Below are 21,234 nucleotides of genomic sequence, written 5' to 3'. Positions count from 1 at the left end.
GTACCCCGGATACCTCGGAAAACTCATGCCGAGAGCCCCTTGATCATGTCGAGGATGCGGTCAGTGCTGCGCTTCAGGTCGGCATCAATCTCGGCCAGCGGGCGTGGCGGCTTGAAGACGTAGAAGTGCCGGTTGAACGGGATTTCGTAGCCCACTTTGGTTTTGTCGGGGTCTATCCAGGCATCTGGCACGTGGGGCAAGACCTCGCGTTTGAAGTACTCCATGGCGTCTTCGCAGAGGGGCACGTTCTCGGTGTCGCGCAGGGCGCTGTCGGGCTGGGGCTTGCCTTTTTGCTTGCCCTTCTCAAACAGCAGCACTTGGCCCTCGGCGTCGCGCAGCGGGCGCTCTACGGTGATGGTGTGGTAGCCAAAGGCCTCGTTGTCAAAGATGCGGCTGATGGGCTGGCCTTCGTCGCCCTGGGCTTCTTCAAAGCGGCCAAACAATTGCGTGATGCGGGCAATGTGTTCGTCGCTCAGCTCTTTGCGCTTGGAGCCCAGGCTCTTGCGCATTTTTTGCCACATGCCGCTGGCGTCGATCAACTGCACCTTGCCCGCCCTGGCCTTGGGCTTGCGGTTGCTGATGATCCAGATGTAGGTGCCAATGCCGGTGTTGTAGAACATGTCGTTGGGCAGGCCAATAATGGCCTCGACCAAGTCGTTCTCCAGCACATGGCGGCGGATCTCGCTCTCACCACTGCCGGCGCCACCGGTGAACAGGGGCGAGCCATTGAGCACAATGCCAAAGCGGCTGCCGCCGTCTTTGGCGGGGCGCATTTTGCTCAGCAGGTGCAGCAAGAAGAGCATGGAGCCGTCTGACACGCGGGGCAGGCCGGGGCCAAAGCGCCCGTCAAAGCCGCGCTGCTCGTGCTCTTTACGGACTTCCTTTTCCACCTTCTTCCATTCCACCCCAAAGGGCGGGTTGGCCAGCATGTAGTCGAACTTCATGTGGGGGTGGCCGTCGTCGCTGAGCGTGTTGCCAAAGGCAATGTTGCCCACGTCTTGGCCCTTGATGAGCATGTCGGCCTTGCAGATGGCGTGCGACTCCGGGTTGAGCTCTTGCCCATACACCGTCAGGCGGGCCTGAGGGTTCAGCTCGGCCAAGTATTCACCGGCCACGCTGAGCATGCCGCCGGTGCCGGCCGTCGGGTCATACAGGGTGCGCACCACACCGGGCTTGGCCAGCACCTCGTCATCCTCCACGAAGATGAGGTTGACCATCAGGCGGATGACCTCGCGCGGGGTGAAGTGCTCCCCGGCTGTCTCGTTGGAGATTTCTGCGAACTTGCGGATCAGCTCTTCAAAGACCAAGCCCATCTGCGCGTTGCTGACTTGGTCTGGGTGCAGGTCGATCTGGGCGAACTTCTCGGCCACTTGGTAGAGCAGCCCCGCCTTGGCCAGGCGCTCAATTTGGGCCTGAAACTCGAAGTGCTCAAAGATGTCTCGCACATCCGCCGAAAAGCCCTGCACGTAAGTGAACAGGTTATGGGCAATGTCGTCCGGCGCCCCCAAGAGCTTGGGCATGTCCAGCGGCGACTGGTTGAAGAACTTATGGCCCGCCTTGCGCAGCAAGAAAGGCTCGGGGTTGACCCCCAGGGCCGTCTTGGCGGCCAGCTCCTTGAGCACGGCGGGCTTGGTGGCCTCCAGCACGCAATCCAGGCGGCGCAGCACGGTGAAGGGCAAGATGACCTTGCCATAGTCAGATTGCTTGTAGTCGCCCCGAAGCAGGTCGGCCACGGACCAGATAAAGGCAGAAAGTGCGGGTTGGTTCATGCGTAATTGGGGTGCGCAGGCCTGCGCTAAACCGGGCTCAACACGGCCCGGCAGCGTCAGTGCGGAAGCCAAGGATTGTGCAATCAACCAAGCCTTTCCCTGCTGATTCAGTTAATAGAAAGAACTTGGTTAATACGCGCGTGTTAGGGCCGCGCAAAGCCCCGCCCCATAAGGCCTGGCGGGCCATTGCTGCATGCGAAGTGACGAATGCCCTGCATGGGAAGTGACGTGTCTATCCACAGGCCAACTGCATGTGAAGTGACGTGTCTATTCACAGGCTGAGGGCGGGGGTTGGGGATACGTGGTCGTTCGGTGTGATTCATACCTGGGGGCGAGCCTTTCAGGAAAGCTGTGTGCTCTTGGGCTCCAGTCGCGGAACTCGCTGTGAAGGATTCCGGCTGGATACGGTCATTTGTCGCTCCGCAGCCATTGGCCACCTGCCAGAGCCTGCCATGCGATCGCCCTCGTGCCTGTTGACTGCCACCAGCCACCAACTTGTTCGGCTTGAATGGTTGCTCGTGAGCACTGCACCCCACTCAGACCACCCCATCTGCAGGGCAAGAAGCCGGCCTCCCCCCTTCAACTGTCGGCGCCGCCCATCCATTTTGTACTGATGCCCGAACATCCGACGAAGCCAGCTCATTTGTGTTCTTCCGGCAGAGCAAGCGAATCCTCCTCTGTAAAAAATCTTGCAGCAGTTGAAGCCTCGCAGGTCGTCATTGAGTCAACACCTAGCGTCGGCAGGTCCGCTGCCTCGGATGCGAGCAACTTCCCGCGAATCTTAGTGATCCATAAAATGACATCTTTACGCCATGTGTAAAGATAGACTTGACGGATATTGATACCTACCCTAGACTTGGCACATGAAAGTTGAGTTCGACAACTGCGACCTTGACCGCCTGGAGACCGATGCCCAGTACACAGCCGGGCACTCTCAGGAGGTCGTCCGTGCCTTCAGAAAACGAATGCAGCAGATTCGCGCCTTCAAGGATGAACGCGACTTTCTGGCTGTGAGGTCGCTGAATTTTGAAAAACTCAAGGGAAATAGAGAAGGGCAGCATTCAATACGCCTGAATTTGCAGTGGCGGTTGATTTTTGAGATTCGAGGCGACCACCCTTGCAAAGTCATCGGCATTGTTGAAATTGTCGATTACCACTAATAATTGGAGAGATCATGAACGCACGCGTGCCTGCTGAAGTATTCCCGCCAGGAGAGTTCCTGCGGGAGGAGCTGGAAGCGCGGGAGTGGAGCCAGCAGGAGTTGGCAGATATTCTTGATCGGCCGCCCCGCCTTGTTAGCGAGATCATCGCTGGGAAGCGGGCCATCACGCCCGAAACAGCCAAAGGTTTGGCCGACGCCTTTGGCATGTCGCCCGACTATTGGATGAATCTGGAGAGTCAATATCAGCTGTCCAAGATTAAGCAACCTAACGACAAGGTCGCGCGCAAGGCTCGGTTGTATGAAAAATTCCCCGTGCGGGAAATGCTCCGTCGTGGCTGGATTCGCACCAGCGAGAACATTGACGTGCTTGAGCAGCGATTTTGCGCTTTCTTTTCCATCCCGGACATGTCGGCGGAACCGGAGCTCTGTCATAGCGCGAAGAAGACTCACGCGACCATGGATGTAACACCGCTGCAGTTGGCCTGGCTATTTCGTGTGAAGGCCATGGCGACACAGCAGGTGGCGCCTGCCTACTCGCGCTCTAAGCTCCTGGCTGCGCTTGACAAGCTCAAGCAGCTGACCCTGTCGCCGGAGGAGGTGCGCCATGTGCCTCGAATCCTGGCTGAGGCCGGCGTTCGCTTTGTGTTGGTGGAGCCTATGGCCGGCTCCAAGATTGATGGGGCCTGCTTTTGGCTTGAGGATGACAAGCCGGTGATCGGCATGACGTTGCGTTTCGACAGGATTGATAACTTCTGGTTCGTTCTGCGGCACGAGATTGAGCACGTGCTGAGAGAGGACGGGAAGGCCGACAACGAAGCAGTCATTGACACCGACGTGGGCGAAGACCAGGGTGAGCTGCCTGAATGCGAGCGACTGGCCAATACGGCAGGTGCGGAGTTCTGCGTGCCTTCTGCCGAGCTCGAGAACTTTATTGCTCGCGTTCAGCCCTATTTCTCTGAGGAAAAGGTTCTTCGCTTCGCACAGCGAATCAACGTCCATCCGGGGTTGGTTGTCGGCCAACTGCAGCGCCGGATGGGTCGCCATGACTTCTTGCGCAAGCACCAAGTCAAGGTTCGAGCGCTGGTGGTACCGTCGGCGGATGCCGATGGCTGGGGCTCGTTCACTGAGTAATCTCAGCATTGAGGAATTGGTATGTCGGCTTATGCGAATCAGGTGAAGTCCTACATTGAGCGCTATCAGGCGGAGTTCGGAGGTGATGGCATGCTCGACCCGCATGCAGTGGCGGAGTGGGCGTACCGCAATGGGCTTCACAAGCCAAGCGTCCGTACCGTCGTCGATGCCATCGCAGCAGACATTGCCCAGCAGTTCCGCGAGGAATACCGTACCGACGCCAAGGGCCAGCGATATCGCGCCATGCACGCTGTGCGTTCAAAGAAGGGCGACAAGACCATGTCGCTGTGGGCAGACATGGACGATGAGCGAGCGCCTCGTGAACACTTTGTACGGTCTTTCGCGCAGCGGCGTCAGCAAATCGTCGGAGACTGCTATCAGCTCAAAACCGACGTCGATGTCTATAACGCGAAGAACGCTGCGCAGAAGCCCATCCAGGTGCCGCTCGACTTCACCTATGACGTGGAGGAGCTTCAGCTGCCTTTCCAAGGCAAGAAGGCAGCCTGAAGCCACCTGATCCCGGAACGGCACGATACAAGATCGCACTTGCTCTAGCTAAAAGGCTCAGGACGCATCTGGCTAACGAGCTGACCATGCCTCTGGAATACTCCAAGCTCGCGCCCGATAGCGACTACCTTGTCCAGCTTGGATCTGGCGTTTGGTTGATGGACAACCACAAATGGGCGCTGGTTGCGTGGGAGCGGCAACGGATCGACGGCAAACGCTATGTGCTGCTCCATGCCGACTTTCACTGGGACGGAGTCGACGACTTCTGGCCCGACGACTCCCCTCGAGAGGAATTGCTTGCCGCAGGGGTTGATGAACTAGTCGCCATGACCGCCGCCGAGAAGCACATCAAGTTCGACTCGTTTATTGCTCCAGCTGTCCGGCGAAACCTGCTCTCCGAAGTCCATTTCTTTTGCAAGGAAAATGATGGCAACGAAGTTGGGCTGGATGCGGATCTATGCGACCGGGCACGCGTTCAGCAGGTCGTGCATGACGACGTCGACTCCCTTGCGCAAGTCGCTCTTGATCCGGCAAACCCTCTGATTTTTGACCTCTGTCTCGACCTATTCAATCAAGCCAACGACATCGAGTTCGAGGGTGATCTTTGGTCAGACAGTGATGTCCTGGATTTTCTTGAGGCAACAAGCTGGCACATTCGAAAGGCGGCAGTTGTGACTATCTCTTTGTCCTTCGGATTTTCAGGATCGGAAGAGGACACGCGGCATCTTGCACAGTTGGTTGTGCCCCGTATCCTCGAACTTCGCAGCATGCCACGCTAGTCGGTACCTCGGGAGCTGGTCACGCTGCGGATGCGGATTTACTAGTTAACAAGGCCGTGATTGCCTGCGAGATACTGCGCCCGCTTGGCTAACAGAAGCCAGCCTTGGTGGTCCGTGAAGATATAGCTTGACAGAGAAGATGTAATGCCAGCCTTTCGCAGGGCATTGTAAGCAGGACGGTCGACTCCGAATGACTGCAAACACAGCGTGACAGACATTCCCAATAGGTGGTTTGTCGAACCCTTGCGCGGGCATATGCGCCTTCTCAGTCGCCTTGCAGTGAATCGCTCGCTGGCAAGTCGGCGCCAACACCGAAGGGTAGTCTTCGACCTCCAGCTCCAAGTCACTTTTTCTCCGCTTGTGGCCGTCGCCCCATTACGGCGGCTAGGTGCTGAGTATGGCCTTTGCCCGATCGCTGGTACACGTGGAGCATCCGCTCGGCGGGGTCGAGATAAAGGCGGTAAGTCGGCAGGCGGTTGGCCTCAACCGCCGTGCGCAGTGCCCTCATGAAATTGCGCCTCGGTTGTTGGCTACCCACCTTCGCTTGGAGCAGCGAGAGATTGATGCGCCAACTGGGCTGGCGGCCGCAATGCTTGCGCGCTAGGTCATATAGCCGTCGCTCGATGGGCTGCCGGAGGTCGAAATAGGCAGCATCAATGGCCAGCACGGCCGTGTCCCTCACGTTGCCCCACACCCAAGCTGGGAGTGTGAGCTGCACCCAGGTGTAGGTGGGGTGGCTCGGGTCGCGGTGAATCACCCAGCTCTGAATCAATGGAAAGGTCACCGGTGCTTGGCCCTTGATGCACAGGTGCAGTTGGGTTTGCTCCAATCGACTTAAGGCTTTCAACAGTAGGTCATAGCCGCGGCCACCCGTGGGGCGCTTGGTGCTTTTCAGAAAGTCATGGGCTCGAAAACGCAGCGTCCGCTCCATGTCCGTTCGACCTCGATTCTTTGCCTCCACAAGTTGGCCCATGCAATAGCGCCAGACATCAGCATCGTGCACGGTCGCCGGGCCCAGTGGCCCCGCTCGGACCGTGAAGTTGACTCTCTCTGACCTGTAATGGCGCTCAGCGCTCGACAAGGTGGACAGGCTGAAGACGGGAAACTCCAGGCTGAAGAGATCGCTCTTGGGCCGGCATTCGGTGATGTTGGCGGTGAAGCAGGCGTCGCTCGCCTCCACCCACCTGAGCACCGCTGCGGCCATGCCTGCCTTTATTCAGCGCGGGGCCGACCGATCCGTTTGGCGGATGCCTGCAAGTTGCGGGCAGTGACATGTGCCACCTGTTGAGCGCGTAGCCACTCCTTACACGATCCGACACGCCAGGCCAGCTTTCGTCCAAACACGACCAGCCGAGGTGGCAGCCGCTCGGGCTCGGCGCTGCTCAATTTGTAAACCTGGCTCAAGGTGGTGTTGAGTAGGTCAGCCAGCTCGCGCGGACCGATCACCTGATCGTCGTCTAGATGTACTGTCTTAACCAAGTTGGTCACGGTGTGGCCCCATGTGAGTTGCGATGGCCACAGTCTCTTGCTCCCAACTCATTTTGAAAAAGGCATCTTTTGAACCGAATTTGTGAGGGGTCGTCGAATCCGGTTCTGCGGATTCGATGAGCGCAGCGGCCTGCCGCTGTCCGTTTTCCGTGTGCCGCTTGCCCTTATGCACATGCCGTTTGCCGTAAGCCGCTAGGCACAACGGATATGCCGTACCGGCATGTCCGCAACGGCAAACGGCAATGCCGTTACGTCACATCAAGAGAAAGCATCACCACCCGGCAAGGCCAGGGCTGCCCGGCATTGGGAGCCATGGGGCGCAGCCCGCATGGGGCAAGCCGTTCAGGCGCGGCCCCCGGAGAAGCGCCCGCCCCAGCGGGCCGCCGACGGGCGGGGGGAGCCAAGACACGTGGCGCAGCGACAGCGAAGCAGGCCGCCCCAGCGGCCGTTAGTGGCTTGGGGGGCGCAGCCCCGCCGCCGAGCGAAGCACGGCAACCCCCTGTGGGACTTGTGGCGTCAGCGCACAAGCCGCCGCAGGCGGGGTCTGGGCGTCCAGCCCAGAGTCGAAGACCGAAGACGCAGTGGGCGAAGCCCGCGCAGTCGGAGCCTCCGCAGGGGGTTGCCGTGCTTTGCGCGGCGGCCCCCGAGGTGGGCTTGCCCACCGCTGGAGCCCCAAAGGGGCGTGAAGGCCTGGCTTGGCGGGCAGACGGGGCGTCCAGCCCCGGCAAACCTGGGGGAGCGGCCCTAGCCGTCGCGTCGAAAGACGCGCCCAGGTTGGTGCTCGACAAGCCAGGCATGTCCGGCAATGCCCAGTTCACCCCATGCGCGTCTTCATGTGCAAGCACGTCTGGCCAAACCAAGGGGCGACGATGGGGCACACGGCGCCGCTGTGGCAGGCACGCGTCAACGCAACGTGGTTTTACAACTCACTTTGAAAGTCACTTTAAGTCGAAGGCACCCAGCCGCAGTGATTCAGGCTCAAAGCGTGCCAATGCCAGGTAGTAACAGAGGTCCTCCGAGCCGCTGCTTGACGCCTTGTGGGCACTTTTGTGCCTGGATAGGCTGTAAAGAACCCAGCAAAGGAGCCCAAATGACTACAGACACGCCAAGCCTCAGCCCCACTGCCCAAGGTCTCGCCCACCGAATCACGGTGGCGACCTGGGTATATAGATGGGGCTTCTCGTCGGACTTCGTGATCCAAAGACTGCTGCAGAAGCAAGCTACCGGCTGGGCGGCCCATGCGACCAAGCGCAAGCTTTTACGTGCCACCAGCACTGCCAGCGGTGTGCCGCGACGCCTCTACACGTTGGCCACTCAAGGGCTGGAGCTGGCTTGCCAGCACGCCCCCAAGCTGCTGGACTACAAAGAGCAAGACCCGCTGGCCATCAATCAGGCGACTATCAGGCATGAACTTTTTTGCCAGCATTTGGCGCTATCTATGTTGCGAGGGTCCGGAACCAAACATGTTTTATCTGGGCGGGAGTGGTCGCCGCCAGCTGAGGCACGGTTGAAGTGCCCCGACTTCGTCTTTGAGACGCCTGAAGGGCGGAAGGTTGGCGTGGAGGTGGAGCTGAGCGCGAAGTTCGGGAGACGGCTGGACGAGTTTGTTGGCGACACCCTGAACACCTTGAGCGACGAGGCGGGCTTTCATCAACTAGATGGATTCCTCATAGTCAGCGACATCGCTGCGCTCTTGGAGCGCTACAAGCTCGCATTCGCCGCCGGTAATCTGCTTCGAACCTGGAAAAAGGATCAGAGAGGGCATTGGCGGGTCAAAAGTGAGTTGGCAGTCCGTGCTGATCAAGCTCGACTCATTAGATATTTGAGTTATAAAACTGACCGTCTTTAGATCAATCGAGCGCAAACGTGAGGTCCATTGGGATTCTCTGCGGCCTAACGTGAGGTCCATTGGGATTCTCCAAGCTCTAACGTGAGGTCAATTGGTGAACTTTTTGAGGTCGAGCTTGATTTGCTTGCACATATAATTTGATTTCACTCTTTTATATTTAGGCTGATTTGCACTCACACAACACCCCCTAGTTTGAAGTCATCAGCATTTTTGGGTGAATATCGCGTGGTGGGGCGGCCAATTCGAAAGTGACTTTTCGGCCTAACGTGAGGTCAATTGGTGAACTTTGGGCGTTTGACTTGCCCACCAGCGGCGGCCAGCGTCGCATGCGCCGCCGCCGCTGTGGACAAGTCGCCACAGACTGAGCCTTTTCTTCAATCAGTGATCTGCCCTTTTAATCTTATAAATGGCAGATCTGATATATCACGCAGCCGCGCGCGAGACGCCTAAATCCTGACTTGCGGCGCGAAACGTATAAGAACTTTTTTTGCACCTTTCGGGTTAGATTTGATCCTGTCTTATTTTTCAGGAGTTGAGATGAGCAGGACCAAAACAAACCCAGTGCGCCGCGCAGCGAGCATCGAGTTGACGCGCTATATCTGCAGGGTCGTCGAGACTGCGTCGGCGTTGCGTGCGGCACAGTTAGAACGGGAGATGGGGTTTTCAGGCGGAACTTATCGCGTGGCGACACCTGGTCAGCGCTGGCGGCGCTACTCGAGTGGAAAGTGTGCGCTGATGCCCGCGGTTGCTGACGTGGTTGTCCGAAAGTCACTTTTGCGCGGCTGGTGGCCCCTGCGAGATGACGGCAGCCCGCACTGGCGGGTTGCATCGGCTGGGGTTCAAAAGTTCATTGAAGCGGCAAATGCGGGCAAACCCTTAATTCCAGACGATGTGATGCAAGATGCGCGCACCTGGCGGGACCAGATTGAACGAAGGAAGCGCAGTCTTCAAACTAGGAAGCGGCGTCTGATGTCTGCCAATGAAAGTGTGTTTCGCGCGGCACGGACGTTATCTGCAGGGCGCGAGCGTGTTGAGCTGACCGAATGCCGCGAGCTCGGAGACATCACTGACTTGCCAGCGGAGGTGTACTTGCCAGGCCCTGGCGAGCGGACGGTCGAGTTGCTGATTTGCGTCAGCTACGGATCTGGAGTACCCACCTTCAATTACGCCCGCCTGCCGTTCTCGGATACCTTCAAACTCACTTTCAGAGACGGATCACAGAATTCGATTGAAAGTGACTTTTAGATTGGATCGTCATTGCTCTGTGCCGGTGCGACAGCGGTAGCGGCATACCGCCGCTCTGCGCCGGCCAGCAGAACTGAAGCAGGCACATTTAAGCCCTGTCCGATTCGCCACAAAACACTCACGGTGGGCTGCTTACGGCCAGCTTCCATGAGGGTAATGTAAGGACGATCCAACTCGGAAGCTCCTGCAAGGTCTTCTTGGGTGAGGCCTGCCTCATTGCGCCGGGCTTTAATTTCCGCCGCCAGCGCTTGGACAAAAAGTGGGTTTCCGCTCGCTCGCATTGCCCCACTAATTTGCGCAATATGTTTACTTTAGACACGTGTCTATTGATAACATTAGGAGCCCAACTGGAGAAAAACATGACTGAGACAGGAGATTTAGCCGAGATGCACAAACCCCGGAGCGCCGCAAAGTTACTTTCAGCCTCCATCACAGCTGTCGGGCTGGCTGCATCCTTGATCGCATGCGGGGGTGGAAACGAGCCTTACAGCTACCCCGCCGCCCAACTTGAAAGTAACTTTGGAACCGCAGGGGTGGCTGAGATCCAGAATCCGCGTGACCTGGGAACTGCAATTACCTCGTTCGATGCAACCTCGCTGGCTCTAGACCAGAGCGGGCGGTTAGTGGTTGGCGGCATGCGCTGGCAAAACGAGCGGCAGGCCTGGGTGACGAGGCTGGACACCCAAGGTCGGCTCGACCCAAGCTGCGGCACGGGCGGCTGGCAGGTCTGGTCAACAGGTGGGCCAGCGATCGTGCGGGGGGTGATGAGTCTGCGTGATGGCCGCATTGCTGTGCTCGGTCGATTGCCGAGAAGCGGCATGGTCGTGCTCAAACCCGATTGCAGCCTGGACACCAGTTTCGGCAGCAATGGATTTGTTCAGTTCGACGAGGTGCTCAGCACCGTGCCAGAGCCCGAGCCATCGGTCGCCGTGCAAGATGCCACCACTGGACGAATTGCCATGGCTGTGGCCGGCAAAGTCATGATGTTGGATGAGCGTGGCCAACGCGTGACCGGCTTCGGGCAAAACGGTGTTGTCACGCTGCGCGAAGCAAACGGCAATGGTCTGGATCCTGGCGGCTTTGTGTTTTTGCCGGATGGTCGGTTCTTGGTGTCCGGCATCACGGACTTCGGTCTGGTCGATGGCGCCTATGTCGGCTTCATGCGTCTGATATCTGACGGCAGCCTGGACACCAGCTTTGGTGTCAACGGAGACGCACGCTGGAGAATCGGCAGCAACAAGATCGCCTACCCGTGGGGCTTTGCCCGAGCACCGAGTGGGCAATTGCATTTGACTGGGCAGACTCAGCCGGACTTTGGATCGTCTGGACTTTCACTGACCAACGCGTTTTGGCTGACGGCCGATTCGAACGGCTCTTTGGTTGCGCCCTCCCCTCAAGTCTGGGATGCAGGCCCCCTGCCCAACACCTCAAGTAACTTCAACCGAGCGATGGCCGTGGATGCCAAGGGGCGAATGGTGAGCTGCGCCTACTGGCTCAACAACACTCGCTCTGACCTTGGCCCCTTCGCCTCGGAGGAAAGCAACTTGCAGTTTCGGGACGCGACCACCGGCCAGACCATCAAGTCGATTGGCAGTGACGGCACAGTCAAGGTGCCAGCAGGTTGCCTGACTTTGGTGACGGATCAGCGCGCGATCTACACGCTGGGCAATGGGGGCGTCACCATCAACTCGGCGAGCTTTTTGGTCACCAAAGTGACTTTGCCAAACTGAGTTGTTCCGAGCGCCATGCAACAAGGCCGAGCTCAGTCTCGGCCTTGTTCTTTGCGCCACTCAGAGTCGCTCGTCTGGCTCCTGGTCCTCAGGTGCGTGCTCGGGCGGGCGCTTGGCCAGTGCGCGTTCCAAAATCGCTTTGGCCTTAAGCGCCTGCTCCATCGTTATCGCCCTGGCTGCAAGGTAGGTGACGCCTGAAGGCGTTGTGCCCGCCACAGCTTCATCGCTGGTGACGAATGGCCAGTCTTTTTTCATGGCTGCTCCTTGTCTCGTTTCACGCCAGCTTCAGGGCGAGGTTTTCAGGCTTCAGATGAGTGTAGCGCCGCAGCATGTTCAGGCTCTTGTGGCCGGTGATGCTCGCCACCTCCATGGGGTGAAGGCCTTTTTCGAACAGGCGGGATGCCGCCTCGTGCCGCAAGTCGTGCCAGCGGAGATCCCTGATGTCCAGGCTTTTCATCGTCCGCTTCCAGATGCATCGCAAAGCGTTGGATGTGGTGGGCAAGACTGGCCCTTCTGTTGAGTTTGGCATAGACCTCAGCACCTCCACCGCCTTGCCTGACAGAGGCAAGTGAGGGGGCACGCCTTTGTTGCCTGTGCTCCTAAACGCAATCGGTATAGCCACCACCCGACGATTGAGATCAATCCACTCCCAGCGCAGCGATAGAAGCATGGTCTGGCGCAATGCAGTTTCGATGGCCAGGTCAAAGGCTGGCCGAGCCCAGGCGTTCTGGGAGGCTGACATCGCTTGAGCGATGCGCTCATATTCGCCCGGAAGCAAGCGCCTATCGCGCTCCTTCGAGCCTGACGGCTTTCGGATGTTCCTAACTGGGTTGATGAGTGATTCCATTCCCCACTCTTTGCGGGCGATCTCGAACAAGTGCGCCACCAAGGCCAGCTCAAGCCTTATCGTGTTCTCGGCCCGGCCCGCTTGGCGCCGTTGGTCACGGTAGGCCGCAAAGTCGGCGCCGCGCAGTGATGCCAGGAATCGGGTCGAGACCACTTGACGCAACCAGTGGTCGATGCGTTGACGCTCTGGCTTTGGGTGGCGCTTTTTGCTGGCCACATCGCGCCAATATCTTTCGAGCGCTTCAGCCAGGGTCGTGGACTCTGCCTCTGCACGCGAGATAAAGACACCTCTATCCATTTCGCCTTCGACTTGACGGACCCATGCCTCTGCTTGGGCCTTGGTGTCGAAGGTCTTACTTTCTTGCTGGTGGCCTTTGCGGCGCACTTGGGCTCGCCAATAGGAGCCCCTCTTGGTGATGCTTGCCATGTCTGCGTCCTCAGATTGGATTGCTGGTCGCAGTTTCTGCCTGTGCCACTTTTGTGCCAAAGGCATCTTTTGAGCCGATTCAACAACGAAAAAAGGCTTGCACTCACGTGCAAGCCTTTGATTTCATTGGGGAATTTTGGTAGGCCGTGCAGGACTTGAACCTGCGACCAAAGGATTATGAGTCCTCTGCTCTAACCAACTGAGCTAACGGCCCCCGGAAAACGGGTCTGCCCGAAGCGGCGCAGGCAGCGCCTTTGGCAGAAGGGTTGCGATTGTAGGGGGCTTGTGTGTGCCTTCGGGAACTCAGCGCTGGGAGAGCGCATTGCCCACCAGCTTGGAGGTGATGTCCACGATCTGAATCATGCGGTCGTAGGCCATGCGGGTCGGGCCAATGACGCCTAAGGTGCCGACCACGCGACCGTCGACTTCATAGGGGGCAGAGACGACGGAAAGTTCCTCGTAGGGCACCACCCCACTTTCGCCGCCGATGAAGATGCGCACACCCTCGGCGCGGCTGGAGGTATCGAGCAGACGCAGCAGTTGGGTCTTCTGCTCGAAGAGATCGAACATCTTGCGCATAGCGCCCAAGTCGTTGCCGAAATCTTGCACGCCCAGCAGGTTGCGCTCGCCGCTGACCACGACTTGCTCTTGGTTTTCTTCCATCACCTCGGTGCCCACCTGCACGGCCGCCCGCATCAGGCTGGCAATCTCGCCGCGCAGCACATCGACCTCAGACTTCAGGCGCAAGCGCACCTCTTCAATGCTCAAGCCGCCGTAGTGGGCATTCAAGAAATTGGTGGCCTCTACCAACTCGCTTTGGCTGTGGTCATGTTGAGTGAAGAGCACGCGGTTTTGCACATCGCCGTCCGGCGCCACCAAGATCACCAGCACCCGGCGCTCGCCCAAGCGCAAAAACTCGATGTGCCGAAACACGCTGGCCTTCTTGGGCGCGGTGATCACGCCCACAAAGCTGGAGAGGTTGGACAGCAGCGTGGCCGCTTGGGCAATCACGCGCTGGGGCTGGTCGGGGTGCAGGGGGGCCTCGGCCATCTCGGGCATGCCCGCATCCATGGGCCGTGCCGTCAGCATGGTGTCCACAAACAGACGATAGCCCCGAGGGGTGGGAATGCGTCCTGCCGAGGTGTGCGGGCTGACGATCAGCCCCAACTCCTCCAAGTCGGCCATGACATTGCGGATGGTGGCTGGCGAGAGCTCCAAACCCGAGGCCTTGGACAAGGTGCGCGAGCCCACGGGTTGGCCGTCCGCGATATAGCGTTCCACCAGGGTCTTGAGCAGGGATCGGGCACGGTCGTCCAGCATGCGCACATTGTACGGATCTCGCCCTGCTGAGCACCTGACAAGCACGAGGGCTGTGGTGTAATTCCTCGCACCATGCCGACCCGTTTCCGCCACGCCGCGCTCGTGGGCAAGCACCAAGCCCAGGGCATTCGCCCCTTGCTGGAGCAGATCGCCCAATTCTTGACCCGCCAAGGGCTGGATGTCTCTGTCGACCGCGACACAGCCATGGCCACAGATTGGAACGAGTACGGTGCCCTCAGCCCCGCCGAGATCGGGGCGCAATGCGACATCGCTGTGGTGGTCGGCGGTGACGGCACCATGCTGGGCATTGCCCGCGAGTTGGCCCCGTTCAACGTGCCTTTGGTAGGCATCAACCAAGGCCGGCTGGGCTTCATCACTGACGTGCGCGGCACGGATTGGGCCGAAGCTTTGGGCCCCATCGTGCGCGGCGACTATGAAGAAGAGCGCCGCTCCATGATGGAAGGCGGCGTTTGGCGCGACGATGAAGCCATCTTCCAAGGCATGGCCTTGAATGACGTGGTGGTGGCGCGTGGCCCGACCGCCAGCATGGTGGAGTTGCGCGTGGACATTGGCGGCGAATTTGTGGCCAATATGCGCGCCGACGGCTTGATCATCGCCTCACCCACCGGCTCCACGGCCTATGCGCTGTCGGCGGGTGGGCCGATCTTGCACCCATCGGTGGGCGGCTGGATCGTGGTGCCGATTGCCTCGCACACCCTGTCCAACCGGCCCATCGTGCTGCCGGACACCCAAGAGGTGCAAGTCACCATCGTCTCGGGCAAAGACAGCAGCGCCAATTTCGACATGCACAGCTTGGCCAGCCTGATGCACGGCGACCAAGTTCGCGTCGGCCGCTCCAGCGTGGCCGTGCGCTTCTTGCACCCCCGGGGCTGGAGTTACTACGCCACCTTGCGGCGCAAGCTGCGCTGGTATGAGGGTGTGGTCTGAGCATGCTCAAACACCTGACGCTCAAAGACTTTGTCATCGTCACGCACTTGGACGTGAGCTTTGGCGCTGGCTTCACGGTGCTCACAGGCGAGACCGGCGCAGGCAAGTCCATCTTGATCGACGCGCTGCAACTGGCTTTGGGCGCGCGCGCGGACAGTCCCGTGGTGCGCGACGGCGCTGCACGTGCCGACATCACCGCCAGCTTTGACGCCCCTGCAGCTTTGGCTGCATGGCTGGAGGAACACGGCTTTGAGGGCGGGGACGAGTTGATGCTGCGGCGGATCATCGATGCGCAAGGCAAGAGCCGCGGCTTCATCAATGGCAGCCCAGCCACCTTGGCCCAACTGCGGGAGATGGCCGATCACTTGGTGGACATTCACGGCCAACATGCCTGGCAAGGGCTGACTCGCCCGGCCTCGGTGCGGGCCTTGCTGGACGAGCAAGCGGGGCTCAACACCCGCCCGCTGGCCCAGGCCTATGCCCACTGGCGCGAGGCCATGGAGAGCTTGGCGCGCGCCAAGACGCGCCAGGGCGAACTGGACAGCGAGCGCGAGCGCCTGGCCTGGCAGATTGGCGAGTTGGAACGCTTAGGCCCCAAGGCCGACGAGTGGGCCGAGCTGAATGCCGAACACCAGCGCTTGAGCCATGGCCAGGCGCTGGTGGATGCGGCGCATCAAGCGCATCAATGGGTGGACGAGGAGGACCACAGCGCCAGCCGTCTGGTCGCTCGGGCACTGAATGCGCTGGACCAAGTCAGCGCCTGGGACCCTCAAGTGCAAGACGTGATGGAAGCCTTGCGCGGCGCCCAAGCCCAGTTGGATGACGCAGCCCACAGCCTGAACGCCTATCTCGGCCGAGTCGAGCCGGACCCGCAGCGGCTGGAGGAACTCGACACCCGGCTCTCTGCATGGATAGGCTTGGCGCGCCGCTACAGGCGCGCACCAGAAGAGTTGCCTGCCTTGCTCTCCGAATGGCGCAGTGCGCTGAAGGCGCTGGAAAAAGCCTCTGACCTAGAAGCCCTGGAGCGGGCGGTGGCCCAGGCCGAAGACCACTGGCGCGACGAAGCCCAGCGCGTCAGCCAAGCCCGGCATCAAGCGGCCGGGCCGCTCTCAGCCAGTGTCACCGAAGCCATGCAACAGCTGGGCATGGCCGGTGGGCGCTTTGAGGTCGCGCTGGTGCCGCAAGACCAACCCCAAGCCTTTGGCCTTGAAGCCGCTGAGTTCTTGGTCGCCGGCCATGCCGGCAGCACACCCCGGCCTTTGGGCAAAGTGGCCTCTGGCGGCGAGCTCTCTCGCCTGGCCTTGGCGATTGCCGTCACCACGGCCCGCGAGCGCCAAGCGCAGGCCAGCGCCAGCAACGCCGCCGAGCGCCCAGCGCCCAGCACCTTGATCTTTGACGAAATTGACTCGGGCGTCGGCGGCACCGTGGCCGACGCTGTGGGCCGCATGATGAAGCAGTTGGGCCAGAGTGCCCAGGTGCTGGCCGTGACCCACCTGCCCCAAGTGGCGGCCTGTGGTGACCATCACTTGGTGGTCAGCAAAGCCAGCGAAGGTGGCCAAACCCTGTCTCGCATCAGCCCCGTGGCCGGTGAAGCCCGGGTGGCCGAAGTGGCCCGCATGCTGGGCGGCGAACGCGCCCAAGGCACGAGCCTGGCCCACGCCCAAGAGTTGTTGAATCAAGCCACACCTCAGCCAGCGCGCCGCGCCCCCCACGCATGAGCCCACACTCCCCACTGCTGCCGCCTCACGCAGACTTGCAGGACCGCGAGGTGGTGCTGGTCACCGGCATCTCTGGCTCGGGCAAATCTGTGGCCCTGCATGCACTGGAGGACGCTGGATACTTCTGCGTCGACAACCTGCCGCCTGAGTTGCTGCGCGACTTCATCAAGGTCGAAAGCCTGCATGGCGTGCGCAAGATGGCCATTGCGGTGGATGTGCGCACCGCCAGTTCTCTGCCCAGCCTCTTGCCGGTGCTGCAGCAGCTCAAAGCCGAGGGGGTGCGGGTGCGCACCATCTTCTTGAACGCCACCACCACCGCGCTGATCAGGCGGTTTTCGGAGACGCGTCGCCCTCACCCGCTCTCCAAGCCCAGCGAGGCCGGCGACCCGCACCGCATGCTGTTCGATGCGATTGAGCTCGAGCGCGACCTGCTGGCTGACTTGCGCGATCAATCCACCGTGCTGGACACCAGCCAATTGCGCCCGGCACAGTTGCGGCTGTGGGTGCGCGACTTGGTAGGCGCCACGCGCAGTGGCCTGACCTTGGTGTTTGAGTCCTTTGCCTTCAAGCACGGTGTGCCGCTGGATGCGGATTTGGTGTTCGATGTCCGCGTCCTGCCCAACCCGTTTTACATCCGCGAGCTGCGCCCGCTGACCGGCAAAGACGACCCTGTGGCCGAATACCTGGCTGGCCAGCCCGAGGTGATTGAAATGCTGGAGCAGATCGACGCCTTTGTGCGTCGTTGGCTACCGGCCTTTGAGGACGACCAGCGCAGCTACCTCACGGTGGCCATTGGCTGCACGGGTGGCCAGCATCGTTCGGTCTATTTTGTCGAGTCGCTGACCGCCCGCTTTGCGGAGGCCGTCACGACGCTCAAACGTCACCGCGAGCTGGATGGCAGAACCTGAACCTGACCGTACAGCAGCTTTTTGATCGGTGCGGGCAGGCCGTAGTCATCCAGCCGAGAGCGCGCCACCCATTGGCCACTGGGCCATAGCGCCGCCAAGCTTGCAGTCAGCGCTTGCCCCTCCGCTAAACGCAGGCGCACCGGGCTGAGCGCCCAGTCGAAATGGGTCAGCACGTGATGGATGGGCGTGTAGTGCTGGCGCTCACCCAGCCACGCTGCGCAGGCTGCCTCTAGCGCCGCCATGCTGTCAAACTCGGGCAAGGCCCACAGGCCGGCCCACACCCCGGTTTGCGGGCGCTGCACCAGCCACACTTGATCGTCCTGCTCCAGCCACAGCAGCGCATGAGCCCGCTGGCTGCGCACCAGCTTGCGCTTCTTGACGGGGTAGTCCTGCGGGCGCCCTTGCGCTTTGGCCACGCACAGCGAAGCCAGCGGGCAGGCTTCGCACGTGGGGTTGCGCTGCAAGCAGACCGTGGCGCCCAAATCCATCAAGCCTTGGGTATAGGCCTCGATGCCCTCACCTTGCGGCAGTGCTGCATCTGCCATGCGCCACAAGGTTTTTTCATGCGTCGATTGGGCAAGGTCCTCGCCAAAGCCCAGCACGCGCGTGAGCACGCGTTTGACATTGCCATCCAAGATGGCCACACGCTCGCCAAAGCAAAAGGCCGCGATGGCGGCGGAGGTGGAGCGGCCAATGCCGGGCAAGGTCTTCAAGGCGGCCGCCGAGCGCGGAAACTCGCCCCCATGCTCAGCCACCACCGCTTGGGCACAGCGGTGCAGGTTGCGCGCCCGGCTGTAATAGCCCAATCCCGCCCACAGCGCCAGCACCTCGTCTTGCGGGGCGGCAGCCAGAGCAGCCACCGTCGGGAAGCGGTTCAAGAAGCGCTCGTAATAGTCCAGAACCGTGCTGACCTGGGTTTGCTGCAGCATGATCTCGGAGAGCCAGACGCGGTAGGGGTCGCGCGTTTGCTGCCAAGGCAAGCTGTGCCGGCCGTGCACGCGCTGCCAGGCCACGACGCGCGCCGCCAAGTCCGCAGGGCCCTGCGGTGCGGCGGGGGGGCTGCTCATTCGAGGTCAGCGTCGAGGCTGGGGCGCACGCCATCGCTGTGCACCAGGCCCAAGGGCTTGGCGACAGGCGGCGGGGCCAAAGCCGCATCCAATTGGTCCGTCCGGAAATTGAGTTGCAGATCCGGCAAGTAAAGATCCACCTGCGAGGCCGCATCGTCCGGCTCGCCGATGTTCATTTGGATGCCCGCTGGCAGCACATTCTTGGCGGCCTCAGGAGCGGCCACTGGCGCGGCGGCCAGCGCAGCAGCCGCCACCGGCTCTGCCGTTGGGTTCGGGCCTTGTTGGGCACGCAAACGCAGTGCTGCGGTCAAAACAAACGCTCGGTCGGCCTGCTCCAACAATTGCTGGTCCACGCGCTCCACTTCAACAAGCCGGCTCTCCAACTCACCCGTGGCCTCTTGGATGCGCTCCAGGTTTTCTTTGCGGCGGCGGAAGCTCTGCCGGCGGTCTCTGAACTGGCCATCCAACTGAGCCGTGATGGCCTCGTTCCAGGCGTCGAGTTGCGAAGCGGCTTGGTCGAACACGATGCGCAGCTTGGAGACCAACATGCGCTGGAACTGCTCGGCAAAGGCCTGGGAGTTCATGCGCATGCGCCCCCCCACGCCGAAGTAGCGTGCATAGCCTTGCTCAATGCGGCCCAACTCGTCACGCAGAGGGGCGTAATCCGGCGGCGCGGCCACTTCAAGCGTGAAGCCAAACTCCGCATTGAGTTGGCGGAAGCTGGCCGTCAGCATGTGCTGGGACTCGACGGAATCGTGCGCAGCCCGGTCAATCTGCTCCACCAAGCTGCGGCAAGTCTCCGCAAACAGCGGCTTGGCCCGAAGGTTGAACCAGCCGCCACCCATCGCCTGCTGCAGCCGCTCGGCCGCAGCCCGCACATGCGAGGCATCCAAGTGGGCCAAAGCCCCCCGCACCATGCGCTGCTGCACTGATTTGAGGGCCGTGAGGCGGGCGGCACAGCGGTTGAATTCTTCGGTGTCAGAGTGCACGCGCGCCAGCATCATGCCGATGCGGCCGCTGCTCTTGCCCCGCAGGGCGCGCAGCTCCAACATTTGCTCGGCGTTTTGGCGGCGCAGCTCACGCAGGCGGCGGCTGATCTGCTCTTGCAAAGACTGCACTTGGCTGATGACGGCGGTGGCCAAAAGGCGCTGGCGCTGCGGCAGCAGCTCGTCGCGCAGCGCTTTTTCCAGCACGGGCACTTTGGAGCCCACCAAGCCGAAGCTGTCGTTTTGCAAGCGGGCCGACAAAGCCTGGCGCGCCGACACCGGGAAGACGCGATGACGCGGCACCCCCAGGGTATCAGCGGCGCTGAGGCACTGGCGCTCGATCAGGTCTTGGCGCTCCATGCTGGTGGCCAGCGGGTCGGCCAAGGTGTCGATCTTGTTGAGCACGACGTAGCGGGCCAGCGACGGGTCGTTCAGGTGCTGGTTCCAGACCGCCAAGTCGGTGCGGGTCACGCCGGTGTCGGCGCCCAAGATGAACAGCACGGCGTGGGCCGAAGGCAGCAGGCTCAGCGTCAGCTCGGGCTCGGTGCCGATGGCATTCAGCCCCGGCGTGTCCACCACCACCAAGCCACGCTTGAGCAAGGGATGGGGGTAATTGATGACGGCATGGCGCCAGGCCGGCACTTCCACCCGGCCGTCGGCCGTGCTGGGCGGGTTGTCGTCCGGGTGTTCCTCGGACCATAAACCCAGCGAATGCGCCTGCTCACGGCTGACATAGCGGGTGGCCGTGACTTGGGACAGCGACTTCACCAAGGCATTGGTGTCGGAGGTATCCAGCTCCACCGTGGTCCAGGCCTCGGGCATGTCGCGCCAATCGGCCAATGTCTCAGGGCGCAGCCGGGTGTCGATGGGCAACAAAGCCAAGCGAGGCGGCTCGCGCTCATCCCAGCACAGCTCCACGGGGCATTTGGTGGTGCGGCCCGGCGTGGCCGGCAACACGCGCTGCCCCGCATCGGCGAAAAAGATGGCATTGATCAGCTCGGACTTGCCGCGCGCGAACTCGGCCACAAAGGCAATCACCAGCCTGTCAGTGGCCAAGCGCTGGCGAAGGCCCGCGCACTGATTGGCGGCGTCAGGGGTGAGCAGGTCGGCGTCCCGCAAAAAGCTCTCGAGGACGATCATCTGCCCCGCCATGGTCATGCGCCATTCGGCCAAGGCGTCCAGCAAGGGCGCCAGCGCCGGCTGAAGATCACGGGGGTTGGAGAGCGAGTTTGGAAAGGACACAACAGATCTGAGCAACAAACACCAACGAACATCCTAGCCGCAGTGGCCTTGGTCGTGAACCCCACGGCACACACCGACACACCTTGTGGCGGTATAACGACTCGCTCTGGAG

Annotated in this window: 18 protein-coding genes and 1 tRNA gene; 10 read left to right on the top strand and 9 right to left on the bottom strand. The window is 61.0% G+C overall.

Features of this window, described 5'->3' with window-relative positions:
* Positions 1 to 23: 23 nt before the first annotated feature.
* Positions 24 to 1,769 (bottom strand): type I restriction-modification system subunit M, encoded by a 1,746-nt coding sequence (locus KAK11_RS19705; RefSeq protein ID WP_210811143.1) that lies wholly within the window; start codon positions 1,767 to 1,769, stop codon positions 24 to 26.
* An 863-nt stretch (positions 1,770 to 2,632) separates the two neighbouring features.
* Here KAK11_RS19705 and KAK11_RS19700 point away from each other — a divergent pair.
* From KAK11_RS19700 to KAK11_RS19685, 4 genes are all read left to right on the top strand, one after another.
* A complete protein-coding gene (locus tag KAK11_RS19700) occupies positions 2,633 to 2,929 on the top strand; it encodes a type II toxin-antitoxin system RelE/ParE family toxin (protein ID WP_210811141.1) in 297 nt (98 codons plus the stop codon).
* Positions 2,930 to 2,943: 14 nt separating this feature from the next.
* The gene (locus KAK11_RS19695; RefSeq protein WP_210811138.1) at positions 2,944 to 4,062 is read left to right on the top strand and encodes a HigA family addiction module antitoxin; all 1,119 of its coding nucleotides are present in this window, start codon (positions 2,944 to 2,946) and stop codon (positions 4,060 to 4,062) included.
* 21 nt (positions 4,063 to 4,083) lie between these two features.
* Positions 4,084 to 4,569 (top strand): hypothetical protein, encoded by a 486-nt coding sequence (locus KAK11_RS19690; RefSeq protein WP_210811136.1) that lies wholly within the window; start codon positions 4,084 to 4,086, stop codon positions 4,567 to 4,569.
* 86 nt (positions 4,570 to 4,655) lie between these two features.
* The gene (locus tag KAK11_RS19685; RefSeq protein ID WP_210811135.1) at positions 4,656 to 5,348 is read left to right on the top strand and encodes a peptide arginase family protein; all 693 of its coding nucleotides are present in this window, start codon (positions 4,656 to 4,658) and stop codon (positions 5,346 to 5,348) included.
* 343 nt (positions 5,349 to 5,691) lie between these two features.
* Here KAK11_RS19685 and KAK11_RS19680 read toward each other — a convergent pair whose 3' ends face one another.
* The gene (locus KAK11_RS19680; protein WP_210811134.1) at positions 5,692 to 6,552 is read right to left on the bottom strand and encodes a replication initiator protein A; all 861 of its coding nucleotides are present in this window, start codon (positions 6,550 to 6,552) and stop codon (positions 5,692 to 5,694) included.
* A 1,374-nt stretch (positions 6,553 to 7,926) separates the two neighbouring features.
* On the opposite strand from KAK11_RS19680, the gene KAK11_RS19675 reads away from it, so the two are divergent.
* Together KAK11_RS19675 and KAK11_RS19670 are read left to right on the top strand one after the other, a co-directional pair.
* Positions 7,927 to 8,685 (top strand): hypothetical protein, encoded by a 759-nt coding sequence (locus KAK11_RS19675; protein ID WP_210811133.1) that lies wholly within the window; start codon positions 7,927 to 7,929, stop codon positions 8,683 to 8,685.
* A gap of 537 nt (positions 8,686 to 9,222) precedes the next feature.
* Positions 9,223 to 9,930 carry a hypothetical protein gene (locus KAK11_RS19670; RefSeq protein WP_210811132.1) on the top strand — a complete coding sequence of 236 codons (708 nt, stop codon included), beginning with the start codon at positions 9,223 to 9,225 and terminating at the stop codon, positions 9,928 to 9,930.
* Here KAK11_RS19670 and KAK11_RS19665 read toward each other — a convergent pair.
* Positions 9,927 to 10,211, bottom strand: coding sequence for a helix-turn-helix domain-containing protein (locus KAK11_RS19665; protein ID WP_210811131.1), 285 nt, complete (start codon positions 10,209 to 10,211; stop codon positions 9,927 to 9,929). The two genes, KAK11_RS19670 and KAK11_RS19665, sit on opposite strands and share 4 nt — an antisense overlap.
* Positions 10,212 to 10,289: 78 nt before the next feature.
* Between KAK11_RS19665 and KAK11_RS19660 the strand changes: the two genes are divergently transcribed.
* The gene (locus KAK11_RS19660) at positions 10,290 to 11,660 is read left to right on the top strand and encodes an NHL repeat-containing protein (RefSeq protein WP_210811130.1); all 1,371 of its coding nucleotides are present in this window, start codon (positions 10,290 to 10,292) and stop codon (positions 11,658 to 11,660) included.
* Between the two features lie 60 nt (positions 11,661 to 11,720).
* On the opposite strand, the gene KAK11_RS19655 is transcribed toward KAK11_RS19660, so the two are convergent.
* The 4 genes from KAK11_RS19655 to hrcA all read right to left on the bottom strand — a co-directional run bounded on the left by KAK11_RS19655 (position 11,721) and on the right by hrcA (position 14,253).
* A complete protein-coding gene (locus KAK11_RS19655; protein ID WP_210811129.1) occupies positions 11,721 to 11,915 on the bottom strand; it encodes a hypothetical protein in 195 nt (64 codons plus the stop codon).
* A 19-nt stretch (positions 11,916 to 11,934) separates the two neighbouring features.
* The gene (locus tag KAK11_RS19650; protein WP_210811128.1) at positions 11,935 to 12,933 is read right to left on the bottom strand and encodes a tyrosine-type recombinase/integrase; all 999 of its coding nucleotides are present in this window, start codon (positions 12,931 to 12,933) and stop codon (positions 11,935 to 11,937) included.
* Positions 12,934 to 13,070: 137 nt separating this feature from the next.
* Positions 13,071 to 13,147, bottom strand: a tRNA-Ile gene (locus tag KAK11_RS19645).
* 89 nt (positions 13,148 to 13,236) lie between these two features.
* Positions 13,237 to 14,253, bottom strand: a complete 1,017-nt coding sequence (hrcA, locus tag KAK11_RS19640; protein ID WP_210811127.1) for a heat-inducible transcriptional repressor HrcA — start codon at positions 14,251 to 14,253, stop codon at positions 13,237 to 13,239.
* A gap of 72 nt (positions 14,254 to 14,325) precedes the next feature.
* Here hrcA and KAK11_RS19635 point away from each other — a divergent pair, with 72 nt between their 5' ends.
* From KAK11_RS19635 to rapZ, 3 genes are read left to right on the top strand one after another with little or no spacing between them, the layout of a single operon-like run.
* The gene (locus KAK11_RS19635; protein WP_210811126.1) at positions 14,326 to 15,201 is read left to right on the top strand and encodes an NAD kinase; all 876 of its coding nucleotides are present in this window, start codon (positions 14,326 to 14,328) and stop codon (positions 15,199 to 15,201) included.
* A gap of 2 nt (positions 15,202 to 15,203) precedes the next feature.
* Entirely contained in the window at positions 15,204 to 16,919 is a 1,716-nt protein-coding gene (recN, locus tag KAK11_RS19630; RefSeq protein ID WP_210811124.1) for a DNA repair protein RecN, read from the top strand.
* Positions 16,916 to 17,827, top strand: a complete 912-nt coding sequence (rapZ, locus tag KAK11_RS19625) for an RNase adapter RapZ (RefSeq protein ID WP_210811123.1) — start codon at positions 16,916 to 16,918, stop codon at positions 17,825 to 17,827. Before recN ends, rapZ begins: the two co-directional genes overlap by 4 nt.
* Here rapZ and mutY read toward each other — a convergent pair.
* Together mutY and KAK11_RS19615 are read right to left on the bottom strand one after the other, a co-directional pair.
* Positions 17,800 to 18,894, bottom strand: coding sequence for an A/G-specific adenine glycosylase (gene mutY, locus KAK11_RS19620; protein WP_210811122.1), 1,095 nt, complete (start codon positions 18,892 to 18,894; stop codon positions 17,800 to 17,802). The genes rapZ and mutY overlap by 28 nt on opposite strands.
* The gene (locus tag KAK11_RS19615) at positions 18,891 to 21,122 is read right to left on the bottom strand and encodes a dynamin family protein (protein WP_210811120.1); all 2,232 of its coding nucleotides are present in this window, start codon (positions 21,120 to 21,122) and stop codon (positions 18,891 to 18,893) included. Before KAK11_RS19615 ends, mutY begins: the two co-directional genes overlap by 4 nt.
* Between the last annotated feature and the right edge of the window lie 112 nt (positions 21,123 to 21,234).

Source organism: Ideonella paludis (assembly GCF_018069865.1).
Taxonomy (GTDB): Bacteria; Pseudomonadota; Gammaproteobacteria; order Burkholderiales; family Burkholderiaceae_C; genus Ideonella; species Ideonella paludis.
Note: the sequence above shows the minus strand (reverse complement) of the source record. Positions and strands in the feature narration are given on the sequence as shown.